The following is a 25,074-nucleotide window of genomic DNA, read 5'->3' as shown; positions in this document are numbered from 1 at the left end:
GGCCGGCATCACTTGAATATCGGCGCGCCTTAGATGGGCTTCAGATACCGCTCCGGGCTGAGGTCGCGCGCGTTGATCTCCGGCACCCGGTTCGACATGATGTCGGCAAGCACCTTGGCGGAGCCGCAGGCCATGGTCCAGCCGAGCGTGCCGTGCCCGGTGTTGAGATAGAGGTTGGCGACCTCGCTTTGCCCGATCAAGGGCGGTCCGTCCGGCGTCATCGGCCGCAAGCCGCACCAGAAGCTCGCCGCCTTGAGGTCGCCGCCACCCGGAAAGAGATCGCCGACCGAGTGTTCGAGCGTGCGGCGGCGCGATTCCTGCAGGCGAAGATCATAGCCCGAAATCTCCGCCGTGCCGCCGACGCGGATGCGGTCGCCGAGCCTGGTGATCGCCACCTTGTAGGTCTCGTCCATGACGGTCGACACCGGTGCTGCCTCGGCATTGCTGATCGGCACGGTGATCGAATAGCCCTTGACCGGATAGACTGGAATCGGCCGCCCCAGCGAGCGCATGAACTGCGCCGAATAGCTGCCCATCGCCATCACGAAGGCGTCCGCGGATCTCCATCCGCGATCGGTCAGCACATTGGTGAGGCGATTGCGGTTCCTGACGATGCGCCGGATGGTCGAGCCGTATTCGAAGGTCACGCCGCGCGCTAAGCAGAGTTCCGCGAGCTTGTCGGTGAACATCTTGCAGTCGCCGGTCTCGTCGCCCGGAAGCCTGAGGCCCCCGACGAACTTCTCGCGCACCGCCGCAAGGGCCGGCTCGGCCGCGACACAGCCGTCGCGGTCGAGAATCTCGTAAGGCACATCATATTTCTTGAGCACCTCGACGTCGCCGCCGGTGCCGTCGAGCTGCTTCTGCTTGCGGAAGAGCTGCAGCGTGCCTTTGCTGCGTTCGTCGTAAGTGATGCCGGTCGCCTCGCGCAGCGCCTTCAGCGTGTCGCGGCTGTATTCGGCAAGCGGCACCATGCGCGACTTGTTGAGCGCGTAGCGCTCGGCCGTGCAGTTGCGCAGCATCTTGAGGAGCCACGTCCACATATTCGGGTCGAAGGCCGGCCGCACGACAAGCGGTCCGTATTTCATCAACAGCCATTTGACGGCTTTGACCGGGATGCCGGGCCCGGCCCAGGGCGAGGCATAGCCCGGCGATACTTCGCCGGCATTGGCGAAGCTGGTTTCGAGCGCCGGCCCCGGCTGGCGATCGTAGACGGTCACTTCATGACCGGCCTCGGCGAGGAAGTAGGCGGTGGTGACCCCGATCACGCCGCCGCCCAGCACGATGACTTTCATTCTATGCTCCCTCAAAGCCGATCATGCCGCGGAAGGGCCTGGATCGTCCCCTTCTGTCTGCCGGATTTTGCCGCGCCCGCCAAGGGGCCAGTCACCGGCGGATGCGCTGTGGACCAGCCTGAGGCCGTGGTGAGGTCGCTCGGCGGCGCGATCCCGCGCCGCTCGCCGCGCGGCCTCCGGCTGATAGGCCACATCCTCGAGAAGGACCTCCTCGGCAGGGCCGTCGGGCCGCTCGGCCAGCGCCGATTGGCCCGCTTTCATGCCAAGCAGGCAAAGGCCGCGCCACGTGGCGACCGGCAGGCTGGAGCCGACGGGAGCGGATGCTTCGGCCTGCACCAGCGTCCGCGTTTGCGATGGACCGCCGCCGAAGCGGAAAGTCACCCGGCTGTTGAGCGTGGCAAGGTCGGGCTCGACGGTTCCCGTCGCAATGACGCGGCTTTCGGCGAGCTTGCGTTCGAGCATCGGCGCGATCGGATCGGCAAACGCGCGGCGACGCATCAGCATCGCCTCGATCACCGCGAAGTCCTTGGCCGTCAGGCGGTAGACCGTCCTGGTCATGCCGTCCTCCGCGTCTGTTCGACGGCGTCGATCGTAGCCGAGAGGACCCGACTGTCGCGGCTGCGCCAGGAGACCCTGCGGCCGGCGCGCGCGCCGATCAGCGCCGTTCCAAGCGGCGTCAGCACCGATATGCGTCTTTCGGCGATGTCGGCCTCCGCCGGATAGACCAGCGTCACCGTCTGAAGGCTTCCTTCCGGATCCTGAAGCGTCACCGTCGAGCCCATTCGCACCACGTCGGCGGGCATTCCCGCCTCGGTGGCGACCCGGGCGCGGTCCATCTCGGCAAGCAGGTCCTCGGCCATATCGGGCGTACGGTTGAGAAAGGCCCTGGCGAGACTGCTCAGCCGCTCGTGATCCGCCGCGCTGACAAGGATGGTGGAACGCGATTGCGTTGCTGTGGGCATGGCATACCTCATATGCTGGCGCATCGGCGAAGCGAATGCGCGCAAGCCGCCACGTCGAGGGCGGCGAACAAAGCCGGACCGCAAAGGCCACCGGCTCGATGAAATTGTCTGGAATTCAAACGCCCCTGTTCACGCGGCCGCCGGCATTGGCGGCCACGCCGGGGCTACGCTCCCGCGATGGGGCAAACCCTGAAGCAGGTTTTGGTATAAGCGATGTTGCTCATGCGCAGAACCTTGCCGAGAAGTCCCGGCTTGTCAAGCAAGCCCCCGCTTCAGGAACCAATGTAACGGCGGTGAAAGCGTGCACCCAGGCTGGTCAATATCTCGTAGCCGATGGTGCCGGCGTGGCCGGCCGCGTCGTCGACGCTTTGCGAAGGACCGATGAGCTCGACGAGGTCGCCTTCGCCGAGCCGGCCTGCCGTAAGCGCCGAAATGTCGAGGACGATCGAGTCCATCGACACGCGCCCGATGAACGGCAACCGCACGCCCTCGAACCAGGCGGCCGAAGCGGCGCGCCGGTGCCAGCCGTCGCCATAGCCCAGCGAAATGGTCGCCAGCCTGAGCGGCCCCTCGGCTTGATGGGTGTGGCCGTAGCCGATGCCCGCGCCCGCGCCGACCTGCCGCGTCTGCGCCACCTTGGCTTGCAGCCCTATCACCGGCAGCATCGGATTGGGTGCATGGGGCGTCGGATTGACGCCGTAGAGCGCGGCTCCCGGGCGGGCAAGGTCGTAGTGGTAGGCCGGCCCGAGAAAGATGCCGGACGAATTGGCCAGGGAGGCGGGCGCCGCGGGCAGCATCTTGCGCAGCAATTCGAATTCGCGTCGCTGCTTCTCGTTCGCCGCCTGTTGCGGCTCGTCGGCGCGGGCGAGATGGCTCATCACGAAACGGATGTCGACGCCGTCGAAGGCGCCGGCCTCGCCCACCACCGCCTCGACTTCCGCCGGCGCCATGCCGAGCCGGGCCATGCCGCTGTCGACCTGGATGGCGGCGGCAAGGCTCCGGCCCATCGCTCGCGCGATCTCGCGCCAGGCCTTCAGTTGCATGGCGCTGTTGACGACCGGCCAAAGCCCGGCCGCCGCGGCTTCCGGTTCAGAACCCGGAGGCAGCCCGTTCAGCACGAAGATGTCGGGCCCGGGCCCGATCGCCTTGCGCAGCGCGATGCCCTCGCCGAGCAGCGCGACGAAAAAGATGTCGCAGCCCTCCTTCGCCAGCGCCGATGCCACTTGCGCGGCGCCAAGCCCGTAGCCGTCGGCCTTGAGCACGCCCGCGCAGCGAACGCCGTCGAGTCGCAGCTTTAGCCGGCGGTAGTTTTCCCGGATGGCCCCGAGGTCGATCGTCAGGATCGCGCCGGCGGCCGCCTCGCTCACCGTCGAACCGCTGCTTGCATCATGTGCCGGAAACCCGCGTCCGGTGTCGTCGTTCATGGCGACCCCCGCTCATTGCATCGGCAATCAATACGGCCACAGGGCCGGCGCGACAACCGGGGCGGACGACCGCTCAGGGGACGAGATGCTGGAATGCTGCGATGACCTGCTCGTAGACCTTGCGCTTGAACGGCACGATCAGCTCCGGCAGATCCCGCATCGGCCGCCAGGCCCATTCGTCGAATTCGGCGGTGTGGCCGCCGGGCGGCGGATTGATCTCGATCTCGCTTTCGTCGCCCTCGAAGCGGTAGGCGAACCATTTCTGCGTCTGGCCGCGATAGCGGCCCTTGAAGGCGACGCCGACCAGATGCGGCGGCAGGTCGTAATTGATCCAGTGCGGCGCCTCGGCCAGCAGCGACACGCTGCGCATGCCGGTCTCCTCATAGAGTTCGCGGCCCGCGGCCTCGATCGGCTCTTCGTCCTTGTCGATGCCGCCTTGCGGCATCTGCCAAAGCTGCGTCGTGCCGGCGAACTCGCTGTCCGGTTCGGCAATGCGGTGCCCGACCCAGACCAGGCCCGCTCCGTTGAGGATCATCAGCCCGACGCACGGACGGTAAGGCAGCGTTTCAGGGTCGATCTTCTTGGCCATGGGTCAGCGTTCCAGCCGTCTTTGAGAATTGACTTCGGCGAGGCGGGTAGGGTTAGCCTTTTTGCGGATCGATCGCCACCGCCGAGATCGGCACGATCTCGATGCCGCGCTTCTTCGCTTTGGCAATCCAGGACGTCACCGTGTCGACGGTGATATCGAAGGCCGAACCGATGCCGACGGCGGAGCCCTTGGCCCGCGCCGTCGCTTCCAGGCTGTCCAGCTTCTTGAGGATTTCGCCGCGGTCCTGCACGGCATCGATCGCCATGTCGCCGGCAACGAACGGCACGCCGTCCTTGAGCGCAAGGTCAGGCGCAACGCTGCGAGCGGACGATCCGTCGTCGATATAGGCGAGCCCCCGCTTGCCGAGCTCGGCCATGAACGGTTCCATCGCCGAGGCGTCGGTCGAGAAGCGCGCGCCCATATAGTTCATGACCCCGGTATAGTTGGTGGTACGCGACAGCGCCCAGTGCAGGCTCTTCAGGTTCTCGTCCGGGCTGGCCGACACCGTCAGCGTGTTGCGGCCGGGATTGACGTTCGGATAATCGAATGGCTCGAGCGGCACCTGCATGACGATCTCATGCCCGCTCTGCCTTGCCGCCTGCATCCAGCGGCCGATGCTGTTGCCTTGCGGCGCGAAAGCCAGCGTCACTTCGGCCGGCAGCTTGGCGATCGCCGCTTGCGTGCCGGTCTGCGAGACGGCGAGCCCGCCGATGACGATCGCCACCCGCGCCCCGCGCGCGCCCGACCAAGGCCGCGCATAGACGTCGAAAGGCCGCCTGCCGTCGGCGGAGCGCATCGGCAGCGGACCGGTGTCGCTGGCCTCGATCAGCGCCCTGTCCGGGATATGGGCGACCTTGAGGTTCTGGCCGAGCGTCGACGGATCGCGAATGACGATCGCCGCTTTCGGCGGGCCGTCGCCCTCTTCGGTCTGGACGTGGATGATCTGCGGGCCGCCGCTCTTCATCGGCGTGCTGGCTTGTGGCGTCGCCGCGGCTACCGGAGCCGGCGCGGGCGCCGCTGCCGCCGCAGCGGCAGGCGCAGCGGTGACCTTCGGCGTCGAAACTCCCACTTCTTCTGGCTTGCGGAACGGCTTTTCACGCAGCGCGATAGCACCGGAAACGCCGATCACGCCAAGCACAGCCAGCACAGCGACGAGCGTGCCGGAGCCGATGCCGCGCGAGGCCTTGCGCTGAGGCCGGAGCGTCTGTCCGAGCGGGCGTTCGATATCCTTGCCGATCTCAGCCAAGTCGTGTTTCCCCGGAAGCCCGCCAAGGTCACTTTTTCGTGACATCTCGCGTAAACTTCGCAATCGCTGGCGCGATACCCCAGACGCGTGGCGCCCGACCGCGGTCCCCGAATCAAACTGCCGGAACCTCGCGGCCCCGGCAGCATTGCATTGCTTCGCGCAGCCGGCCAGAGCCGGACCGCATTACTGGTATTACTGGTTCAGCACGGCCTTGTCCGGGTTCGGCGGGAACGACGGATCGGTCTTTTCGCCGCGCAGAAGCTGCTCGGCATAGATCAGCTGCAGGTCGTCCTTCGGATCCGGCGGCACATAGGCGGCCGAGCCCGAACCGGTGGAGCTCTCGTCGGCGCCCTTGATGTGGCCCTTGAGATCGGATTCGCCGCGGGTCAGGTCGCGGCCCTGCAGATCCGGCGGCAGCGGCTGGTCGACCTTGATGTCGGGCGTGATGCCCTTGCCCTGGATCGACTTGCCCGACGGCGTGTAATAGAGCGCCGTGGTGAGCCGCAGCGCGCCATTCTCGCCGAGCGGGATGATGGTCTGCACCGAGCCCTTGCCGAAGGACTGCGTGCCGACCACCGTGACGCGGCGCAGGTCCTGCAGCGCGCCGGCGACGATTTCCGAGGCGCTCGCCGAGCCGCCATTGACCAGCACGATCATCGGCTTGCCGTTGATGTCGTCGACCTGCTTCGGCTTGGCGTCGAAGCGGGTGACGTCCTTCGGATCGCGGCCGCGCGTCGAAACGATCTCGCCGCGCTTGAGGAAGGCATCCGACACGCTGACCGCCTGGTCGAGCAGACCGCCCGGATTGAGGCGCAGGTCGAGCACATAGCCCTTCAGCTTGTCGTTCGGCACCTGCTTCTTGATGTTCTCGATGGCGTTCTCGAGATCGTCATAGGTCTTCTCGGTGAAGGAGGTGATCTTCATGTAGCCGATGTCGTTCTCGACCCGGTACTTGACCGCCTTGACCTTGATGACGTCGCGCACCACCGTGATTTCGATCGGCTTGTCGGCGCCCTGGCGCAGGATAGTGAGCTTGATCGGCGTATTGACCGGTCCGCGCATCTTCTCGACCGCGTCGTTGAGGGTCAGGCCGCGGACCTCTTCGCCGTCGATCTTGGCGATGTAGTCGCCCGACAGCACACCCGCCTTGGCGGCCGGCGTGTCGTCGATCGGCGTGATGACCTTGACGAGGTCGTTCTCCATCGTGACCTCGATGCCGAGGCCGCCGAACTCGCCCTTGGTCTGCACGCGCATGTCCTGCGCCTGCTCGGCGTTCATGTAGGAGGAGTGCGGGTCGAGCGAGGCCAGCATGCCGTTGATGGCGTTCTCGACCAGCGACTTATCGTCCGGCGGCGTCACGTAATTGGCGCGCACGCGCTCGAAGATGTCGCCGAAGATCGCCAGCTGCTTGTAGGTTTCCGAACCCGCAGCGTTCGCCGCCGAACCCGGTGCGCCGTAGACCAGGCTCATTGCCGATGCGCCCATCAGCGCGCCGGCAAACAGAAGCGACAGTTTCCGCATCATTTCACGTCCTTCCAGAAAATCGATCCGCCCACCATGGGGCCGGATCGACGGGTTTTCCATCCTTGCGGAACTCGACATAGAGTTCCAGCGTCGAATTGTCATTCCTCGAGGCAGAGGTGCTTGCCACCCGGGCCTCTCCCATCGCGCCGATCGGCTCTCCTGCGAGCACCGACTGTCCGGTCGCGACGCTGATTCTGCTCATCCCCGCCAGGACGACATGATACCCGTCGCCCGCATTGAGGATCAAGAGTTGACCATACGAGCGAAACGGCCCCGCATAAAGCACGTTTCCATCCGCCGGCGCGGTGACGATGGCTCCCGATTGTGTCGCAACCATGTCGCCCTGCATCGCCGCGCCATTGCCGTCGTCGGCGCCGAAACGCAGTTTGATCTTGCCGATGACCGGCAGCGCGATCTGGCCTTGCAATGCCGAGAACGGCGCCGATCCGGTCAGCCGATTGGCCTCCGGCACCGGCAGCGCGGCGAGCTCGGTGGTCGAGGCCGTGGTGTCGTTGTCCGTCGATTTCCGCTCGCCCGCCTTGACCTGTTCTTGCGCCTTGCGCGCCTTGTCGGCTTCGAGCGAGGCGATCAGGTCCTTGAGGCTGCTCGCCTTCGCCGCTAGCTGCTGCGAGTGCTGCTGTTCGGCCGCGATCGCCGTTTGGGTATCGGCCTGCAGCTTCTTCTTGGCTTCGAGCAGCATGGTGAGCCGCTTCTTTTCCGCCGTCTGGTCGGTGACCGCGGTGGTGAGTCTCGCCCGTTCTGCCTCGATCGAGGCCGTGACCCGCGTCTGCTCCTTGAGATCGGCCATCAGCCTTTCGGTCTGCTGGCGCAGTTCCGGCACCACCGCGCCGAGCAGGATGGCGCTGCGCACCGACGACAGCGCGTCCTCGGGCTTGACCAGGATCGCCGGCGGCGGATTGAGCCCCATGCGCTGCAGGGCGCCCAACACCTCGGCCAGTACGTCGCGCCGCGCCATGAGCGAGGCGCGCAGCTTCGTTTCCTCGGCCTTCAGCCCTTCGAGCTTGGCGCCGATGTCCTCGATGTCCTGGCCGAGCTTCTGTTCCGTCATCGCCGACTGGATGAGCGCCGCGGTGATCGAGGCATAGTCCTTCCGCACCGAGGCGATGTCGGCGGCGAGCTTGCCCAGCCGCTCCGACGACAAGGTGATCTCCTTGGAAACCTGCTCGTATTCGGCCCGGCTCTGATCCGGATCGGGCGCCATGTCGAGCGAGTTCTCGGCCGCCCGGACCGGCCCGAGCGCGACCACGGCGGCGACAAGGGTCAAACCGCAGCGGCTGCGCCAGGCGCGCGTTCTGGAATTCCAGCCTTCAGACATCAGGCCTCGACTGTATCCGCCGCTTCGTTAACGAACCATCAACCATGTTGGAAGCGCGATTGAGGCGGAAATCGCGGCGCAGGCCGGCAATCCCCAGCTTTTCGGCCGATGCCGTTATTCACGATCGATGATACGGATGACCGGAAAGGATCGTGGCGATCCGGTAGAACTGCTCGCCCAGCATCACGCGCACCAGCTGGTGCGGCCAGGTCAGCGCGCCGAACGACAGCACCAGATCCGCCTGCTCGCGCAAGGATCTGTCGTGGCCATCGGCGCCGCCGATGGCGACCACGAGCGCCTTGCGGCCGCCGTCGCGCAACTGGCCGATGCGGGCGGCAAGGTCCTCCGAGGAGAGCGACTTGCCGCGTTCGTCGAGCAGGATGAGAACAATGCCCGGCTGCAACTGGGCCTGCAGCCTCTGGGCTTCCTCGCGGCGGCGCTCGTCGGCGCTCTGTCCGCGGCTTTCGGGAACCTCGACAATGCCGGCAAATTCCAGTCCGACCGCAGGCCCGCTCTTCGAAAAGCGCTCGAAATAGCGGTCGGCGAGTTCTCTCTCGGGGCCGGTCTTCATCCGGCCCACGGCATGAACGGTGATCTTCATCCTCGCCCCAGCGAGCTTGTCCTAACGCATACCGTGACGGTTCACGGCACACGGATCAAGGCTCAGTGCAAGGTCTCTTCCTCGAGATCCGGCGCCTGCCACATCTTTTCCAGATTGTAGAATTCGCGGACTTCGGGGCGGAAGACGTGGACGATGATGTCGCCCGAATCGATCAGGACCCAGTCGGCGCCTGCCAGCCCCTCGACGCGCGCCGTGCCGAGGCCGGCATCCTTCAGCGCCTTGAGGAGGTGGTCGGCGACAGCCGAGACATGACGGTGCGATCGACCCGAGGCGATGACCATGTAGTCGCCGAGGCTCGATTTTCCCTGGATGTCGATTGAGACGATGTTTTCGGCCTTGGAGTCTTCCAGACTGGCAAGGACTGTGTCGATGGCGAGGGACGCGGCGTCGTTTACGCTGATCCCTGCCGGCGAAGGCATGATGTCAGCCTTCTTCCGCAGTGCTGTTCTCAGTGTGTTTCCTTTCCCAACAAGAACAACCAAATCACCAGGCAAATCAGGTGACACCAGTTAGATAGGCAGAGTTCCATTGCAGTTTCAAGACGGGCGCGCCCTGCCCGCGCCAACGCGGCTCCGCCCGGCAGGTTCCGTCGCCCCGAAAAAATCGGAACCCTTTGCGCTTTGCATAGGTTATCGGCTCACTGACCAATGGGGACTTCATCCATGCCAACCGACCCGCAAAGCGCCCTCATCACCATCCAGGCGGGGCTTGCGCAGCTGAGCACGCTGATCGTTTCCTATTCCTTCTCGGCCATCGGCGCCATAATCCTGCTGGTTGTCGGCTATTTCGTCGCTGGTGTCGCCGAGCGCTCGATCTCCGCCGGCCTCGGCCATATCCACGGCTTCGACGTGACCTTGCGTCATTTCTTCTCCAAGATCGTCCGCTACGCCATCCTGATCCTGGTCACCATCATGGTGCTCGGCCAGTTCGGGGTGCAGACCGCCTCCATCATCGCGGCAATAGGCGCAATCGGCCTGGCCATCGGGCTGGCTCTGCAAGGCACTCTGCAGAACATTGCCGCCGGCATCATGCTTCTGGCGCTCAGGCCCTTCCGCATCGGCGAATATGTCGAGGTCGGCTCGATTGCCGGCACCGTCGAGGAGATCGGCCTCTTCGCCACCAAGCTGCGCTCCGTCGACGGCGTCTATGTGCTGGCGCCCAACTCGACGCTGTGGAACCAGCCGGTGCGCAATTTCACCCGCAACGGCGTGCGCCGCACCGACATGAGCTTGAGCATCGGCTCCTGGAACGACATTGACCGCGCGCAAAAGACGCTGCTTGCCATCGCCGGCGCCGAAAGGCGCATCCGGCGCGAACCGGCGCCGATCGCCTTCGTGGCAAATCTCGGCGACACCACCGTTTCGCTCACCTTGCGCTACTGGACGTCGGCCGCCGACTATTTCTCGACCCAGACCGACATGACCAAGCGCGCCAAGCAGGCTTTCGACAGCGAAGGCATCTCGATCCCGCTGCCGCCGCCGGAAATGCCGGCGCCGGAGGCGCGCAAGCAGTAGCCCGATCAGCGCTTCGTGGCCGTCTCGTCCGGCGCGAAGGCTAGCTCGACCGGCAAGGGCGTCTGCGCCGACATCGGCGCGAAACTGCCGCTTGTGGCCGCGGGCGTCGGCCGGCCGGCCATCACGCGCCACAGCACGAACAGGCAGAAGGCCGATGCGATGACGATGCCAACATAGATGAAGGTCGCTGTGCCGAAGACGACGGAAAGCGCCGTCACGATGCCCGGCACGATGAAGCCGGCCAGCGACCAGGCAAACAGCATCGAGCTCGACAGCGCCAGAAGCTCATCCTTGCCGGCGCGATCGGCGGCATGCGCGCTGGAGAGCGCATAGATCGATTCCGACGCCCCGTCCCAGATCAGGTAGATCACCACCAGCGCCATCAGCGCGCCGCCGTCGAAGGCAATGGCGAACGCGCTTGCGACGGTCGCGAGCGCCGCCGCGCCCGCCAGCACATAGCGACGGTCGGTGCGGTCGGAAATCCAGCCGAGCGGGATCTGCAGGATCAGCGTGCCGACCGGCATCGCCGACAACAGCAGCGCCACGTCGGCCTGGCTGTAGCCCTTGGCGGTGGCATGGATCGGCGCAAAACCTGAAACGATCATCGACAGGCCGCCGACCGCCAGCATGCCGGCGACGCCGACCGGCGAGATCCGCCAGGCGCGGCGAAGCGCCACCGATGCGGCCTGCGGCGCCGGCGGCTGGGCAAGCCGCGTCATGCCGACCGGCAGAATGGAAAGCGCGGTGAAGGTGATGCCGATCAGCGCGGCGGCGGCTGTATGGATGTCGATCGCGGCGAGCGTCGCATAGCCAACGCCCAATCCACCAATATAGGCGACGTAGAACACCGCCATGATCCGGCCGCGGATCGAATTCGGCAAGGCGTCGTTCAGCCAGCTCTGGGCGACGATGAACAGCCCGCAGATCGCAAAGCCGTAGAGCGCCCGGGCCGCGATCCAGAGCAACGGGATCGGCCCGGCGCCGATCGCGGCATTGGAAAGCGCGATCAGCGCCGAAAGCACCATGAAGGCGCGGGCGTGGCCCACTCGCTTGACGAGCGGCCCGGTCAGGATGCAGCCGGCGAGCCCGCCGGCCGAAAGCCCGGTGACGATCAGCCCGGCCCAGGTCGGGTCGAAACCGTCGGCGCCAAGCCGCACCGGGATATAGGCGAACATCAGCCCGTTGCCGATTGCGATCAGCGCCATCGACACGATGACGCTGGCAATGGCGATCAGCGGCGCCGATTGCGTGGCGCGGCTGGGATCGTTCGCGGATTGATTCTGCTTGAGCATGTCCACGCAAGCTTGGCCTACGAACAGGCAAAAAGCCGCCGTAAAAGCGACATGGCCGGACTTACCTTCTCCCCTTGCGGGAAAAGGAGGGCGCTTACCCCTTCGCCGCCTTGCGGATCGCGGTGGAGGACAGCGAGGAGCGCGGACCGTGGATGAAAGTCCAGGCAGGCGCCGGCATGCGGGCAAGCAGCGGCGCGTCGCCCTCGTCGACGCGGGCATAGTCGAAGGTCTTGGCGACCACCGACGACAGGAAGGAGAGCGTGGCGCCCGGGCGATCGATGACCGCGATGGGGAAAGTCAGCACGATCTCGCGCCAGCGCTGCCAGCGGTGGAAGTCGCGCAAGCTATCCGCGCCCATGATCCAGACGAAATCGACGCCCGGGTTGCGCGCCTTGACCAGCGCAAGCGTGTCGGCGGTGTAGCGCACGTGCTGCGCCGCCTCGAAGGCGGTGACCTTGATCTTCGGATTCCTGGCGATCTTTTCGGACAGCTCGATGCGCTCGGCGAGCGGCGCCAGCTCCCGCGCGCTCTTCAGCGGATTGCCGGGCGTCACCATCCACCACAGCTGGTCGAGCGCGAGCCTTCTCAGCGCGATCTCGGCGACCAGCGCGTGACCGGCATGCGGCGGATTGAACGAACCGCCGAACAGACCGACGGTCAGCCCCTTGGGGGCGTGCGGCATGCGGAGGTAGTGAGCGGGGACGGGAGGCTCGGGCAGGGAAAGCATGGTGCTAGGCCTCCCTCTCTGGCCTGCCGGCCATCTCCCCCTCAACGGGGGAGATCAGATGTTGCCTATGCTTTCGCCAATCGCCGGCGTTGCAAGCCGAGCGCCGGCGCCGAAGCTGCCAATCTCCCCACTTGAGGGGGAGATCGCCGGCAGGCCAGAGGGGGGGGCCTTGGCGCAAAGGCTCACGCTCTAGCGGCAAGCGTCAAGGCCTCACCTGCCCAGACCCGCGCACGCGGTATTTGAATGAGGTGAGCTGCTCGACGCCGACCGGCCCGCGCGCGTGCATCTTGCCGGTGGCGATGCCGATCTCGGCTCCCATGCCGAACTCACCGCCATCGGCGAACTGCGTCGAGGCGTTGTGCAAAAGGATCGCCGAGTCGATCTCGTTGAAGAATTTCTCGACCGCCCGCGCATCCTCGGCGACGATCGCCTCGGTGTGGTGCGACGAGAAGGTCTCGATATGCTCGATCGCGCCGGTGACATCGTCGACCAGCTTCACCGCGATGATGGCGTCGAGATATTCCGTCACCCAATCCGCATCGGTCGCCGGGCTGGCGTCGGCGAACGCTTCCGTCACCTCGGCATCGGCGTGGATCTCGCAGCCGGCGGCGCGCAGCGCTTCGAGGATCGGCACCAGATGCGTGGAGGCCACCGCGCGGTCGACCAGCAAGGTCTCGGCGGCGCCGCAGACGCCAGTGCGCCGCATCTTGGCGTTGACGGCGATCTTCACCGCCATGTCGAGCTTGGCCGAGCGGTCGACATAAAGATGGCAGATGCCTTCCAGATGCGCGAAGACCGGCACCCGCGCCTCGTTCTGCACGCGTCCGACCAGGCTTTTGCCGCCGCGCGGGATGATGACGTCGAGATTGCCGCCGAGACCTTTCAGCATCTCGCCGACGGCGGCGCGGTCGGCGGTCGGCACCAGTTGGATGGCATCCTGCGGCAGGCCGGCGGCCTTCAGCCCTTCGACCATGCAGGCGTGGATCGCCGAGGACGAGTTGATCGAGTCCGAACCGCCGCGCAGGATCACCGGATTGCCAGCCTTGAGGCAAAGCGCGCCGGCGTCCGCCGTCACGTTGGGGCGGCTTTCATAGATGACGCCGATGACGCCGAGCGGCGTGCGCACGCGCTCGATATGAAGGCCGTTCGGCCGATCCCATTCGGCGATGACGTCGCCGACCGGATCCTTGAGCGCGGCGATCTCGCTTATGCCGTCGGCCATCGCCTTGATGCGCGAGGGGGTGAGCTTCAGGCGGTCCATGAAGGAGCCCGACAGCCCGGCCTCCCCGCCATTCGAGATGTCGATGGCGTTGGCGTCGAGGATCGCCTGCTCGTTGCGCAGGATGGCATCGGCCATGGCGATGAGCGCGGCATTCTTGGCCTTGGTGGAAGCGACGGCCAACGGTCGCGCGGCGGCGCGGGCGCGGCGGCCGATATCGGCCATCAGGGCCACGGTGTCTTCGCCGGACTTTTCATGCAGCTTCAGCATGGTTCATCCCTCCGCTTGGTCGTCGGCCGATGCTCTAGTCGTCGGCCAATACTTGGTCGCCGGCGACGCTTACCACAAGGTCGTCGCGATGGATCATCGCCGAGCGGGCCTCGTAGCCGAGCACGTTTTCGATCTCGGCCGTCTTCAAGCCCGCGATCCTTACGGCATCGGCGGCATCATAGGCAACAAGGCCGCGCGCGATCTCGCGGCCCTCGGGCGACAGGATCGCCACCGTGTCGCCGCGCGAGAAATTGCCACTGACCAGTTTAACGCCCGCCGGCAGCAGCGACTTGCCCGATTTGAGCGCACCGATGGCGCCCGCATCGACCGTGAGCCGGCCTGCCGGCTCGAGCTGCCCGGCGATCCAGGTCTTGTAACCCTTCACCGGATTGGCGCTCGGCTTGAAGAAGGTCGCGCGCTCGCCGCGCTCGATCGCCATCAGCGGCGACAGCCTGGTGCCCGAGGTGATGATCATGGCGGTGCCGGCGGCGTTGGCGATCTTGCCGGCGTCGAGTTTCGTGCGCATGCCGCCGCGCGACAGCTCGGATGCGGCCACGCCCGCCATCGCCTCGATGTCCGGGGTGATGCGGTCGACCACGGGGATGAATTTTGCTTGCGGATCCTTGGCCGGCGGCGCCGTGTAGAGCCCGTCGATATCGGAAAGCAGCACCAAGAGATCGGCGCCCATCATCGTCGCCACCCGCGCCGCCAGCCGGTCGTTGTCGCCGTAGCGGATTTCCGACGTCGCCACCGTGTCGTTCTCGTTGATAACCGGCACCGCCTTCATCTTGAGCAGGGTCGAGATCGTCGCGCGCGCGTTGAGGTAGCGGCGACGTTCTTCAGTGTCGCCAAGCGTCAGGAGGATCTGGCCCGACTTCAGCCCGTCCTTGCCGAGCGCGTCCGACCAGGCGCCGGCAAGCGCGATCTGGCCGACCGCGGCGGCGGCCTGACTCTCCTCGAGCTTCAGCGCGCGTTTGCCGAGGCCGAGAATGGTGCGGCCAAGCGCAATGGCTCCTGAGGATACGACCAGCACTTCCGCGCCGGCATTGGCAAGCGCCGCGATGTCGTCGGCAAGCGAGGTCAGCCAGTCGCGCTTCAAACCTGTCGCGCGGTCGACGAGCAGGGCCGAACCGATCTTCACGGTGACGCGCCGGTATGATTTCAGCGATTTCATGGGTCTTATCGCCAGCGCGTGTCGACAGGAGCCGGAACGGCATCGCGGGCTTCGGCGACCACCGCCATCAGCGCGCGCAGCACCGCCTCGACGCCTTCGCCGGTGACGGCCGAGACAAGCAGCGGCGCGCGGCCGGCGGCGCGCTTCAGCGAGGCGGCCTTCTTCTTGCGCTGATCCGCGGCGAGGATATCGATCTGGCTGAGCGCGACGATCTCGACCTTGTCGGTCAGCCCATGGCCATAGGCATCGAGCTCCGCGCGCACGGTCTTGTAGGCCTTGCCGGGATTCTCCTCCTGCGCCGAGACCAGGTGAAGCAATACGCGCGTACGCTCGACATGGCCGAGGAAACGGTCGCCGATGCCGACACCTTCATGCGCGCCCTCGATCAACCCGGGAATATCCGCCAGCACGAATTCGCGGCCGTCGATGCGGGCGACGCCGAGGCCGGGATAGAGCGTGGTGAAAGGATAGTCGGCGATCTTCGGCTTGGCGGCGGTGACGGCGGCAAGGAAGGTCGATTTGCCGGCATTGGGCATGCCCACCAGGCCGGCGTCGGCAATCAGCTTGAGCCTCAGCCAGATGCTCAGCTCCTCTCCGGGCAGGCCGGGATTGGCGCGCCGCGGCGCCTGGTTGGTCGAGCTCTTGAAATGCTGGTTGCCGAAGCCGCCATTGCCGCCCTTGGCGAGCAGGAAGCGCTGGCCGACGATCGTCAGGTCGCAGATCAGCGTTTCATTGTCCTCCGCAAAGACCTGCGTACCCGCCGGCACTTTCAGCGTCACGTCGGCGCCCTTGGCGCCCGTCATGTTGCGGCCCATGCCGTGCATGCCGGTCTTGGCCTTGAAATGCTGCTGGTAGCGATAGTCGATCAGCGTGTTCAGCCCGTCGACCGCTTCCATCCAGACATCGCCGCCGCGGCCGCCGTCGCCACCGTCCGGTCCGCCGAACTCGATGAATTTTTCGCGCCGGAACGACACCGATCCAGCGCCGCCATCGCCGGAGCGGATGTAAACCTTTGCCTGGTCGAGGAATTTCATCTGCGTTTCAAGTTTCTGCTGGTGGCCTTGCGGGATTGCTCTAAACCAAGGCGGGACGAAGGGCGAGGCTGTTTTGCGACTAAAGCGCCTGATGCCCTTTTGCAAAAGACGCAGTAGCACTGTTCGCGAGCCAGGGTTGGGGAAATGCTCGAATGAAGGTCGTCACCTACAACATCCAGTTCGGCATCGGCCTCGACGGCAAATACGATCTTGGCCGCATCGCCGATGCGGTACGCGGTGCCGATGTGATCGCGCTGCAGGAGGTGACCCGCAACAATCCGCGCAACGGCGGTCGCGACATGGTGGCCGAGATCGGCGAGGCGCTGCCCGATTATTTTGCCGCCTATGGCAGCAATTTCGAGGTCAATATCGGCTCGCGCCTGGAGAACGGCCGCGCCGTCTCGACGTCCTTCCAGCTCGGCAACATGGTGCTGTCGAAGACGCCCATCCATCTGTCGCGCAACCTCCTTTTGCCGCGCAGCCGCAGCCTCGAGACCATGAACTTCCAGCGCGGCGCGCTCGAGGCGCTGATCGAGACGCCGCTCGGCTTCATCCGCTTCTATTCCACCCATCTCGACCACCGCAGCCCGGTCGAGCGCCAGGGCCAGATCCGTTTCCTGCGCCAACGCCTGCTGAACTACACGCTGGAAGGCGGTGGTCTGTCGGGCATTCCCGAGATCGGCCTGCCGGACCTGCCCTATCCGGAAGCCTTCATCGTTATGGGCGACTTCAACATGCTGACCGGATCGCCCGAATATGTCGAGCTCGCGGGCCGCCCGGACCATGAGTTCGGCATGCCGTTGACCGCCGATCTTGCCGTCGACGTCGCCCAGCGTCTGGCCGTCGCCGACCTCGTCACCTGGGTCGACCCCGACCGCCCCGGCGACAAAAGCCGCCACAAATGCATCGACTATGTCTTCACCAGCGCCTCGTTGGCCAAGTCGCTGCAGCGCCTGTGGTCCGACCGGGAAGCAGTCGGCTCCGATCATTTGCCGCTCTGGGCCGAACTGGGCTGAGTCGCCTTCGAGCGCCGACGCCTAGGCGTGTTGCTATTCAGGTCAGGCCGAGCCGAAAATGATGGCTACCGGGAACCGGAGCGGAGCGTACTTAAAGTACGTGAGCACCGGAAGCGCAGGAAGCCGGCATTTGCAGGCCGGCCTCACCTGAATTTCAATATGCCTAGAAGTGGACCCAGTTGCGCAGACTGGTCCAGGTCTTCCTGTCGAGCCGGTAGCGCTCAACCGGCACCTGGCCGGCGACGATCGAGTTCAGCATGCCCTGGCCGGCATACTGGAAGCCGCATTTGTGGATGACGCGGCGCGAGGCCGGATTGATCACCCGGGTCGAGGCGTGCAGCACGTGGATCGAAGTGTTCTGGAACGCGAGGTCGACCAGCGCATGCGAGGCCTCCGTCGCATAACCGCGCTTCCAGTAGGGTTCGCCGATCCAGTAGCCGAGCTCCAGTCCGCGATCGGTGGTGTTCAAGCCGGCGCAGCCGACGAAGGTGCCGGTGCCGGCAAGCGTCAGCGCATAGACGATGCCGGCGCGACGCGACGCCGCCATGGCAAGGAAGGTGCGGCCCTCGGCTTCGCCGTAGGGATGCGGCATGCGGGCCAGCATTTCGGCGACGTGCCGGTTGTCGGCAAGCGTGACGAGTTGCTCGAGATCGCTCTCGCGCGGGGCGCGCATGACCAGCCGCTCGGTGGCCAGCACCGGGCAATCGATCACGTAACTTTCGTCTTCGGTATCTTCCGCTTCGGCAACCATTTAGTCCTCCAGGGCAAAGAAAAATGAAAAAGGAGAGAGGGCAAGCCCATCTCTCCTGATCCTTTTCCTGGCCTGGCCAGACACCGGTTCCCGAGATGGGCGCCGGTGTTATGGTGCGGAACCGGCTACTCCGCTGCTTTGGTAATCGGGTTCACCGATACGTAGGTTCGGCCGTTGGCTTTTTTGTTGAAGGTGACTGCGCCGGCGTCGAGCGCAAAAAGGGTGTGGTCCGTGCCCATGCCAACATTGGTGCCCGGATGCCAGGTCGTGCCGCGTTGGCGGATGATGATGTTGCCGGCGACGACGGCTTCGCCGCCGAACTTCTTCACGCCCAGACGCTTGGAGTGCGAATCGCGACCGTTGCGCGACGAACCGCCAGCTTTCTTGTGTGCCATTTGACTAACTCCGATGCGCCCTGAGGCGCTTGAATGGTCTTATGAACGCGTTCGCGTTCCGTTTCAAGTCCCGTACCGGCGACGATCGTCGCCGGTAGAATTACTTCTTTGCCAGTTCCTTGGCCTGCTCGCGCCAGTCCTTGATCTGGTCGGCGCTGAACGGCATGTGCTCGTCGATCTTGGCGACATCCTTGTCGGTGAGCTTGGCGAGCTGCGCGAAGGTGACGATGCCCTGCTCGGCGAGGTCCTTCGCCGCGACCGGGCCGATGCCCTTGATCACGGTCAGGTCGTCCGGCTCGCCCTTCGGCGCCTTGAACAGCGGCGCGGCGGCGGTCTCGGCCTTAGCCTCTTCCTTCGGAGCGGCCTCTGCCTTGGGTTCCTTCTTGGCTTTCGGCTCCTTCGGAGCGGCTTCGGCCTTCGCCTCGGCGGCGACTTCCGCCTTGGCTTCGGGCGCCTTTGCCTCTGCCTTGGCTTCCGGCTTGGCGGCGGCCTTCTTCGACGGCTTGGCGCCACCCAGCAGGATCTCGGCGATCCTGACGGTGGTCAGCAGCTGGCGGTGGCCGATCTTGCGGCGCGAATTCTGGCGGCGGCGCTTCTTGAAAGCGATGACGGTGCGGTTCTTGCCCTGCTCGACGACTTCCGCCGTGACCATGGCGCCATCGACGAACGGCGCGCCGAAGGTGACATTCTCGCCCTCGCCATGCGCGAGCACATTGCCGATCTCGACGATATCGCCGACCTTGGCTTCGAGTTTCTCGATCTTCAGGAGATCGTTGGCGGCGACGCGATACTGCTTGCCGCCCGTTTTGATGACTGCGAACATTTTTTGCCTTTCGCTGTTCGGTCGGCCTCGATGAACCGCGTCAGGCGGTTCGGCCGTCTTTTTGTCAGTCTGCGGGTTCAAAAAACAAGCGGCGCGGAAGAGCCTCCACGCCGATTGCGGGCTGTCCCTAACCGAAGGTTGCGCCGGAGTCAAGGCAAGCGGCTCGCGCCTGCAGATGCATCGAGCGACGTTGCCGGCAAATATCGACTTGTTCCGTCGCCGTCGCTTTTCGCGGAAGCTGGAAATCGGTCGAATAGGGCCTTGTAACTCTAACAGTCAGCCGTTATCTAGTGCGCCGCGCCGGCAACGGCCGACCATGACCTCGCGGAGAGGTGGCAGAGTGGTCGAATGCACCGCACTCGAAATGCGGCATACTCGCAAGGGTATCGGGGGTTCGAATCCCTCCCTCTCCGCCATCCTGCTTCGCTCTTCGAGCTTCGCAGGATAAGCACGATCCTTGGCGCGAAACAGGATGTCCTCCGAAGCTTTAGCGAAGGAGGGCTGGATCGCCGGACTTAAAACGCCTCGAGCCCGGATCAACGCGTTTCGATCGATCCATATCCGGGTCGTGAAGCAGCACACATACGCGTGACAGAAATCCGACCATGGTCGATAATAGTATGACCTCAGGGGATCGTCCCGCGGAGGATCGTTCGACATGCGCTCTGGGCGGAATCCAACATTGTCCGATCGCTCTTCGGATCGGCTGTTGACTGGCCGAACCATAGCGGCTGCCCTGGCAATTGCGTTTTCCGTTTCGCCTTCGCACGCCGCGCAGCATCGTTTGCCGAGCGGCTACAAATGGGGCCGCTGCCTGCTGGTCGTTCACGGCGAGACCCGCATCTCCGGAAAATGCTCCTATCAGATCGAGCAGGGCGGCGATTTCAACATCCAGGGGCCCCGGCAGGTTTTCGCAGGTATCGACTATCCCGACACGCACAGTGGGGCTGGTGAAATGTCCAAGGATTACTGGGCCGTCGTCTACAAGGACGGAGATTCTTGGGCAGGCTATGCGAACGGAGACGTCCGCGAAACGCATGGCGAGGGACAAGATTGGGGAGAGCTTCACCGCGAAGGCGCCTGCTATGTTGGAAATGACGTCCGGGTGTGCCTTTGGCGTTAGCCGGCTCAAGCAGATCGATTGGCGGGTAAGCTGGCCGCCGCTACAGATCGATGGGTGACCCCGATCGCCAGGTTTTCAGTCGGCGGCCGCTCGGTCGATGGTCACTGTCGCGGAGGTTCCGACGACCAGCCTTGCCTTGGTGGCGGTGTCGCCGTCGAGCACGATATGCACCGGAACGCGTTGCGCCAGCCGCACCCAGGTGAAAGTCGGGTTGATGTCCGCCAGCAGCGTCCCGGACGTGCGCTCGCGGTCCTCGATGCCGGCGGCTATGCTTGCGACGTGGCCCGACAGCGACGACTTCCATCCCATCGGCCTGATCGACGCCCTGGCGCCGACCTCGATGCGCGGCAGTTTCGTCTCCTCGAAATAGCCGTCGATGCGGACCGTGTCGGTGTCGACCAGCGCCATCGTCGCCCCTCCCATCGTGACATAGTCGCCGGGGCGAAGGCTGAGATTGGTGATGATGCCATTGACGGGCGCCCTGACTTCCGCGCGGTCGAGGTTGAGCTGCGCCAGGTCGCGCGCAGCGCTTGCCTGCAGGCTTTCCGACTCCGCCTCGGCCACGCTCGATTGCGCCTCCTCGATCTGCTGGACGCTGACCGCCGAGGCTGTCAGACGTTTCAGACGTTCCAGGTTTCTCCTCGCCTGGTCGAGCGTCGCCTGTCGGCCCTCGACCATCGCCTGCGCCTGCGCGAGGGCGACGGCGAAGCGCTGGCGGTCGACCTGGAACAGCACGTCGCCCTTCCTGACCGCCTGGTTGTCCTTGACCAGGACCTCGGCCACGAGACCTGAAACGTCCGGCGTGACGCCGACGACATCGGCGCGCACATGCGCGTCGCGCGTCCATGGCGCGTTCATGTTGTCGTCCCACAGCTTCCAGGCGGCGACGCAGGCGACGGCGACGACGGCGGCCGTGACGAGGACCCTGCCGGTCAGTCGAAGAAGACGGTATTTCATGAGAACAGCCGATTTGAGAGCGAGGACATTGCCCCGAGGATGAGGATGTACAGCGCGAGGTTGAAAAGCGCCCGGTGCCAGACGAACGAATAGAGGCCGGTCCACGACAGCACCTGCCAGACGACCCGCGCCACGATGAAGGCCGCCAGCATCGTGACCAGAAGTCCCGGCAGATAGACGCCGCCAATGCTGATATCGTTCTGCATGTGACCTACTCCGCTACCAGGAGCATCGGCTCCGGCACTGTCGAATGAACGGGTGGCTCGGCGTTTCGGAACAGCGCGCGCCGCAGACCGACCAGCGCGTCGACGGATCGCCGCGCCGGCGCGGCCTGACGGCCCGCCACGAGGGCGAGCGCGGCGTCGATGCGTTCGCGCAGCCGCGGTGACGCCGCAACAGGCTCGCCGAGCCGGAGCCGCTCCTTGAACAGCACGGCAATGGCGGACAGAACCTCGCCGACCGCTGTCCCTTCGGCCGAGGTGAGCCGGTTGCGCAGCCGCTGCAACTCCACGATGTTCAGCCCCAGCCTGATTTCCGCATAGCCGTCGATCGTCGACAGCTCCTTGTTTTCCATGGATGCGAGCCGGGGAACGAGTTGCCCGAGGCGATCCAGCATGCGCCCCGCGAGCCTGCGCTGGTCCTCGGCGCGTTCGCCCGCGGCAAGCTGGGCAAGGTCGGACCAGCCGGCATGCACCAGTCGCCGGGCGGCGATCTCGCCGCCGAAAGGCCGGACCACCAGCGTCCACACAAGCGCGAAACCGACGCCGGCCAAGGCAGCGAGCCCGCCGCCCGCGAAGGAGGTGAAATCGGCGGAAAACCTGTCGCTGAGCGCGATGAACGACGCCGTGTTCACGGTGAGCAGCATTGCCAGCATGTTGTACTGAGGCCTTGGAATGATGGTGCCTAGCACAAGGAACGGTGGCGCCAGCACGAGAACCAGCAACGGAAAGCTCTGGATCGAGGGCAGGATGGCAAATTGATAGGCCGCGGTGACCACCAGGCTCACCGTGCACCAGATGAACATCGACAGGAGAAGCGGCGCGGGCCGGTCGGTCGCCGCGAAGAATGAGCAGGCGACCGCCACCATGAGAACGAATCCGGAGCCTTCGGCCCAGCCCGAGTAGATCCACAGGGCGAAGGCAATCAGGACGGCGAGGATCACCGAAGCGGCATAGAAGGACAGCATTCCATAATCGTGATGGCGGGTGCGCGAGAAGGTCCGGCGCCGGCGGAAAGCAAGCTTTTCACCGCTCGATTCGCCGGTCGCGATCTGCTTCTTCAAGACGAGGCAATCGTGCCATGCATCGACGATCTCGCGCAGCCTGGCTAAGGCGCTGTCGAGGATCAGGCTCTTCCAGTCGACGGCATAGGCAGGCGGACGCAGATCGGCGATGCGCGAGCGCAGCGCGACGGCGCGATCCGGATCGGCCACGGCCTGCAGCCAGGACCCGACGTCGTCGAGCAGGGCAATGAGATCGTCGCGCAGCACCCGATCCTGCGATCTCAGTTCATGAAGCCGGTCATCGAGCGACGAGAGCAGGGGAAGCAGCAGCATGAGACGCCCGCGCAATTGCCGCGCCTGCCGCGTAAGCCCGTGCGTCTGGTGATCGTATCCAAGCTGGCTGATGAGGATGTCGAAGCCGGAAATGTCGGATGCCAGCTTCTGCCGGACCGGAGGCGCCGGCCGCGCAGCGCCCTCGCCTCGCAGGATTTCACCGGCCCACTGGGCGGCGTCGCCCAGCCAACTGGAGATACGCGACGACATCAATGAAGACAGCCCGATCGGGAATACCAGCTGCGCGACCACGCTGGCGCAGACGATGCCGAGGATGATCTCCTGGCTGCGGGCCGAGGCGATGTCGAAGATCGTCTGGGGCGAGTCGACGGCCGGCAGCGCGATCAGCGGCAGCGAATAGCCGGCGAGCATGAAGACATAGCTGCGCGGCGTACGGTCGAGCATCGAGATGTAGAGCAGAACCCCTGTCCACAGCGCCACGGCGATGCTCATCAAGAGCGGCGAATTGACGAAGGTCGGCAACAGCAGGACGGCCCCGGCCGCGCCGATCAGCGTGCCGAGCGCGCGGTAGAGCCCCTTGGACGAGGTCGCGCCGGCGAGCGGATTGGCCACCACATAGACGGCGGCCATGGCCCAGTATGGCCGCGGCAGGTCGAACGAAAGCGCTATATAGAGCGCCAGCATCGAGGCGAGGAACGCCTTGATCGAAAACAGCGAGTCTTGCCAGGAGGGAAGCGTCATGGATTTGGCTCTCGCGCCCGCCTCCTCACTGGCGGGCGCCACGGTTGGCTAGCGGTTGATGTCGACATCCTTGGTTTCGCGCCCGATCAGCAGGGCGACCAGCGTGAGCACCGCCATCGCCGAGAGATAGACGCCGACCCAGAGAGGCCCGCCGCCCTTGCTCCACAGCGCCACGGCGATGAAAGGCGCGACCGCGGCGCCGAGGATCGACGACACGTTGTAGGAAATCCCCGAGCCGGTGTAGCGCACATTGGCCGGGAAAAGTTCAGGCAACAGCGCTCCCATCGGGCCGAAGGTCATGCCCATCAGGCTGAAGCCGATGATGAGCCAAGCCATGACGCCGACGGTTCCGGCATGGAGCATCGGCACCCACGACAGTCCGAAGATAGCGATGGCGATGGTGATCCAGATCAGCGTGCGGCGTCGGCCCCAGCGGTCGGCCCATGGCCCCGAGACCATGGTGAAGACGCCGAAGAAAACCACGCCGATGATCATCATCAGCACGAAGGTCGTGTAGCCGTAGCCGAGGCCGGGCACGGCGGCCGAGGGCGCGGCGCGGCCGTAGCTCAGCGAAAACGTCGTCATCAGGTAGAACAAGACGTAAGTGGCAAGCATGTAGAACGTGCCGAGGACGAGCTCTTTCCAATGCGTGTTGATGACCGAGGCCAACGGCAGCTTCCTGACCTTGCCCGCCCGCACGGCGTTGTCGAAGGCGGCGCTTTCGACGAGATTCAGCCGCACCCAGAGGCCGATGGCCACCATGATCAGCGAAAACAGGAACGGGATGCGCCAGCCCCAGGACAGGAAGGCCAGGGACGGACGCGAGGGATCGTCCGAAGGCAGCATGGCGGCGATGATCAGGAACAGGCCGTTGGCGATGATGAAGCCGATCGGCGCGCCCAACTGCGGAAAGGTGCCGTAGACGGCGCGCTTGCCCTTCGGCGCATTCTCGGTCGCGACCAGCGCCGCGCCGCTCCACTCCCCGCCGAGGGCAAAACCCTGAGCGAGGCGCAGCACCACCAGCAGGGCCGGCGCCAGCCATCCGGCGCTCGCATAGGTCGGGAGCAGGCCGATCAGGAATGTCGCCAGCCCCATGGTGAGCAACGCGCCGACCAGCGTGATCTTGCGGCCGCGCCGGTCGCCGAGATGGCCGAAGAAGATCGCGCCCAGCGGCCGCGCGATCATGGCCGCGCCGAACACCGCGAAGGAGGCGAGCAGCGCCGTCGTGTCGTTGCCGGCGGGGAAGAACAGATGCGGGAACACGAGCACCGCCGCCGTGGCATAGACATAGAAATCGTAGAACTCGATCGTGGTGCCTATGAGGCTCGCCAGGATCACCCTGGAGCGGGGATTGGCGGGAGAAGCTGCTGGCACTGCGTCGAAGGCAACGGACATCGAAAACACCTTTGGGGGAACGGGCCGAGGCCGGTCCCCCGTGTTGAGAACGGAGACTTGGTGAGAACGGATCTGTCCGGATACAACGGATCGATCATGTTGTCTCGCCGATATAGATTGCATCCTAATAGA

At 65.3% G+C, this 25,074-nt stretch carries 25 protein-coding genes and 1 tRNA gene; 4 read left to right on the top strand and 22 right to left on the bottom strand.

From position 1 onward, the window contains the following. Positions 1 to 29 precede the first annotated feature (29 nt). From FJ957_RS15795 to rsfS, 10 genes are all read right to left on the bottom strand, one after another. Positions 30 to 1,292, bottom strand: a complete 1,263-nt coding sequence (locus tag FJ957_RS15795; RefSeq protein ID WP_140832839.1) for a D-amino acid dehydrogenase — start codon at positions 1,290 to 1,292, stop codon at positions 30 to 32. Between the two features lie 21 nt (positions 1,293 to 1,313). Further along, positions 1,314 to 1,850: a nucleoside-diphosphate kinase gene (locus tag FJ957_RS15790; protein WP_140832837.1), complete on the bottom strand. Its 537-nt coding sequence runs from the start codon at positions 1,848 to 1,850 to the stop codon at positions 1,314 to 1,316. Further along, the gene (gene rnk / locus FJ957_RS15785; protein WP_246685855.1) at positions 1,847 to 2,254 is read right to left on the bottom strand and encodes a nucleoside diphosphate kinase regulator; all 408 of its coding nucleotides are present in this window, start codon (positions 2,252 to 2,254) and stop codon (positions 1,847 to 1,849) included. Before rnk ends, FJ957_RS15790 begins: the two co-directional genes overlap by 4 nt. Before the next feature lie 272 nt (positions 2,255 to 2,526). Beyond that, positions 2,527 to 3,678: an alanine racemase gene (gene alr / locus FJ957_RS15780; RefSeq protein WP_140832833.1), complete on the bottom strand. Its 1,152-nt coding sequence runs from the start codon at positions 3,676 to 3,678 to the stop codon at positions 2,527 to 2,529. Between the two features lie 73 nt (positions 3,679 to 3,751). Then, entirely contained in the window at positions 3,752 to 4,267 is a 516-nt protein-coding gene (locus tag FJ957_RS15775) for an RNA pyrophosphohydrolase (RefSeq protein ID WP_140832831.1), read from the bottom strand. 52 nt (positions 4,268 to 4,319) lie between these two features. Then, on the bottom strand, positions 4,320 to 5,513 hold the full coding sequence (locus FJ957_RS15770; protein WP_140832830.1) for a divergent polysaccharide deacetylase family protein: 1,194 nt from the start codon (positions 5,511 to 5,513) through the stop codon (positions 4,320 to 4,322). Positions 5,514 to 5,705: 192 nt separating this feature from the next. Next, positions 5,706 to 7,037, bottom strand: a complete 1,332-nt coding sequence (locus FJ957_RS15765; RefSeq protein ID WP_181166921.1) for a S41 family peptidase — start codon at positions 7,035 to 7,037, stop codon at positions 5,706 to 5,708. Between the two features lies 1 nt (position 7,038). Then, a complete protein-coding gene (locus FJ957_RS15760; RefSeq protein WP_140832828.1) occupies positions 7,039 to 8,373 on the bottom strand; it encodes a murein hydrolase activator EnvC in 1,335 nt (444 codons plus the stop codon). A 118-nt stretch (positions 8,374 to 8,491) separates the two neighbouring features. Further along, positions 8,492 to 8,974: a 23S rRNA (pseudouridine(1915)-N(3))-methyltransferase RlmH gene (gene rlmH / locus FJ957_RS15755; protein WP_140832826.1), complete on the bottom strand. Its 483-nt coding sequence runs from the start codon at positions 8,972 to 8,974 to the stop codon at positions 8,492 to 8,494. 62 nt (positions 8,975 to 9,036) lie between these two features. Then, a complete protein-coding gene (gene rsfS, locus FJ957_RS15750) occupies positions 9,037 to 9,414 on the bottom strand; it encodes a ribosome silencing factor (protein WP_140832824.1) in 378 nt (125 codons plus the stop codon). 243 nt (positions 9,415 to 9,657) lie between these two features. On the opposite strand from rsfS, the gene FJ957_RS15745 reads away from it, so the two are divergent. Then, positions 9,658 to 10,509 (top strand): mechanosensitive ion channel family protein, encoded by an 852-nt coding sequence (locus FJ957_RS15745; RefSeq protein WP_140832822.1) that lies wholly within the window; start codon positions 9,658 to 9,660, stop codon positions 10,507 to 10,509. A 5-nt stretch (positions 10,510 to 10,514) separates the two neighbouring features. Here FJ957_RS15745 and FJ957_RS15740 read toward each other — a convergent pair whose 3' ends face one another. From FJ957_RS15740 to obgE, 5 genes are all read right to left on the bottom strand, one after another. Continuing rightward, on the bottom strand, positions 10,515 to 11,801 hold the full coding sequence (locus FJ957_RS15740) for an MFS transporter (RefSeq protein WP_140833111.1): 1,287 nt from the start codon (positions 11,799 to 11,801) through the stop codon (positions 10,515 to 10,517). 94 nt (positions 11,802 to 11,895) lie between these two features. Beyond that, positions 11,896 to 12,483: a nicotinate-nucleotide adenylyltransferase gene (locus tag FJ957_RS15735; protein ID WP_140833109.1), complete on the bottom strand. Its 588-nt coding sequence runs from the start codon at positions 12,481 to 12,483 to the stop codon at positions 11,896 to 11,898. A gap of 247 nt (positions 12,484 to 12,730) precedes the next feature. Further along, positions 12,731 to 14,017: a glutamate-5-semialdehyde dehydrogenase gene (locus FJ957_RS15725; protein ID WP_140832821.1), complete on the bottom strand. Its 1,287-nt coding sequence runs from the start codon at positions 14,015 to 14,017 to the stop codon at positions 12,731 to 12,733. Positions 14,018 to 14,051: 34 nt separating this feature from the next. Next, positions 14,052 to 15,191: a glutamate 5-kinase gene (gene proB / locus FJ957_RS15720; RefSeq protein ID WP_140832819.1), complete on the bottom strand. Its 1,140-nt coding sequence runs from the start codon at positions 15,189 to 15,191 to the stop codon at positions 14,052 to 14,054. A gap of 5 nt (positions 15,192 to 15,196) precedes the next feature. Further along, positions 15,197 to 16,225 (bottom strand): GTPase ObgE, encoded by a 1,029-nt coding sequence (gene obgE / locus FJ957_RS15715; RefSeq protein ID WP_140832817.1) that lies wholly within the window; start codon positions 16,223 to 16,225, stop codon positions 15,197 to 15,199. A 152-nt stretch (positions 16,226 to 16,377) separates the two neighbouring features. On the opposite strand from obgE, the gene FJ957_RS15710 reads away from it, so the two are divergent. Continuing rightward, positions 16,378 to 17,241 carry an endonuclease/exonuclease/phosphatase family protein gene (locus FJ957_RS15710; protein WP_140832815.1) on the top strand — a complete coding sequence of 288 codons (864 nt, stop codon included), beginning with the start codon at positions 16,378 to 16,380 and terminating at the stop codon, positions 17,239 to 17,241. 163 nt (positions 17,242 to 17,404) lie between these two features. On the opposite strand, the gene FJ957_RS15705 is transcribed toward FJ957_RS15710, so the two are convergent. The 3 genes from FJ957_RS15705 to FJ957_RS15695 form a co-directional block, all read right to left on the bottom strand. Beyond that, positions 17,405 to 17,992, bottom strand: coding sequence for a GNAT family protein (locus FJ957_RS15705; protein WP_140832813.1), 588 nt, complete (start codon positions 17,990 to 17,992; stop codon positions 17,405 to 17,407). Between the two features lie 125 nt (positions 17,993 to 18,117). Then, positions 18,118 to 18,387, bottom strand: a complete 270-nt coding sequence (gene rpmA, locus FJ957_RS15700; protein WP_140646513.1) for a 50S ribosomal protein L27 — start codon at positions 18,385 to 18,387, stop codon at positions 18,118 to 18,120. A 100-nt stretch (positions 18,388 to 18,487) separates the two neighbouring features. Beyond that, a complete protein-coding gene (locus FJ957_RS15695; protein WP_140832811.1) occupies positions 18,488 to 19,210 on the bottom strand; it encodes a 50S ribosomal protein L21 in 723 nt (240 codons plus the stop codon). A 326-nt stretch (positions 19,211 to 19,536) separates the two neighbouring features. Between FJ957_RS15695 and FJ957_RS15690 the strand changes: the two genes are divergently transcribed. After that, a tRNA-Ser gene (locus FJ957_RS15690) sits at positions 19,537 to 19,626 on the top strand. Between the two features lie 293 nt (positions 19,627 to 19,919). Then, the gene (locus FJ957_RS15685) at positions 19,920 to 20,333 is read left to right on the top strand and encodes a hypothetical protein (protein ID WP_140832810.1); all 414 of its coding nucleotides are present in this window, start codon (positions 19,920 to 19,922) and stop codon (positions 20,331 to 20,333) included. Positions 20,334 to 20,408: 75 nt separating this feature from the next. Here the strand turns inward: FJ957_RS15685 and FJ957_RS15680 are convergent, their stop codons facing one another. Genes FJ957_RS15680 through FJ957_RS15665 form a run of 4 tightly spaced genes read right to left on the bottom strand, consistent with a single transcriptional unit; the run spans position 20,409 to position 24,942 of the window. Then, entirely contained in the window at positions 20,409 to 21,290 is an 882-nt protein-coding gene (locus tag FJ957_RS15680) for an HlyD family secretion protein (RefSeq protein ID WP_140832808.1), read from the bottom strand. Next, the gene (locus tag FJ957_RS15675) at positions 21,287 to 21,496 is read right to left on the bottom strand and encodes a DUF1656 domain-containing protein (protein ID WP_140832806.1); all 210 of its coding nucleotides are present in this window, start codon (positions 21,494 to 21,496) and stop codon (positions 21,287 to 21,289) included. The genes FJ957_RS15680 and FJ957_RS15675 overlap by 4 nt, the downstream gene beginning before the upstream one ends. A 5-nt stretch (positions 21,497 to 21,501) precedes the next feature. Continuing rightward, positions 21,502 to 23,547: an FUSC family protein gene (locus FJ957_RS15670; protein WP_140832804.1), complete on the bottom strand. Its 2,046-nt coding sequence runs from the start codon at positions 23,545 to 23,547 to the stop codon at positions 21,502 to 21,504. A 48-nt stretch (positions 23,548 to 23,595) separates the two neighbouring features. After that, positions 23,596 to 24,942: an MFS transporter gene (locus FJ957_RS15665; protein ID WP_140832802.1), complete on the bottom strand. Its 1,347-nt coding sequence runs from the start codon at positions 24,940 to 24,942 to the stop codon at positions 23,596 to 23,598. Between the last annotated feature and the right edge of the window lie 132 nt (positions 24,943 to 25,074).

Source organism: Mesorhizobium sp. B2-4-6 (genome assembly GCF_006442775.1).
Taxonomy (GTDB): domain Bacteria; phylum Pseudomonadota; class Alphaproteobacteria; order Rhizobiales; family Rhizobiaceae; genus Mesorhizobium.
Note: the sequence above shows the minus strand (reverse complement) of the source record. Positions and strands in the feature narration are given on the sequence as shown.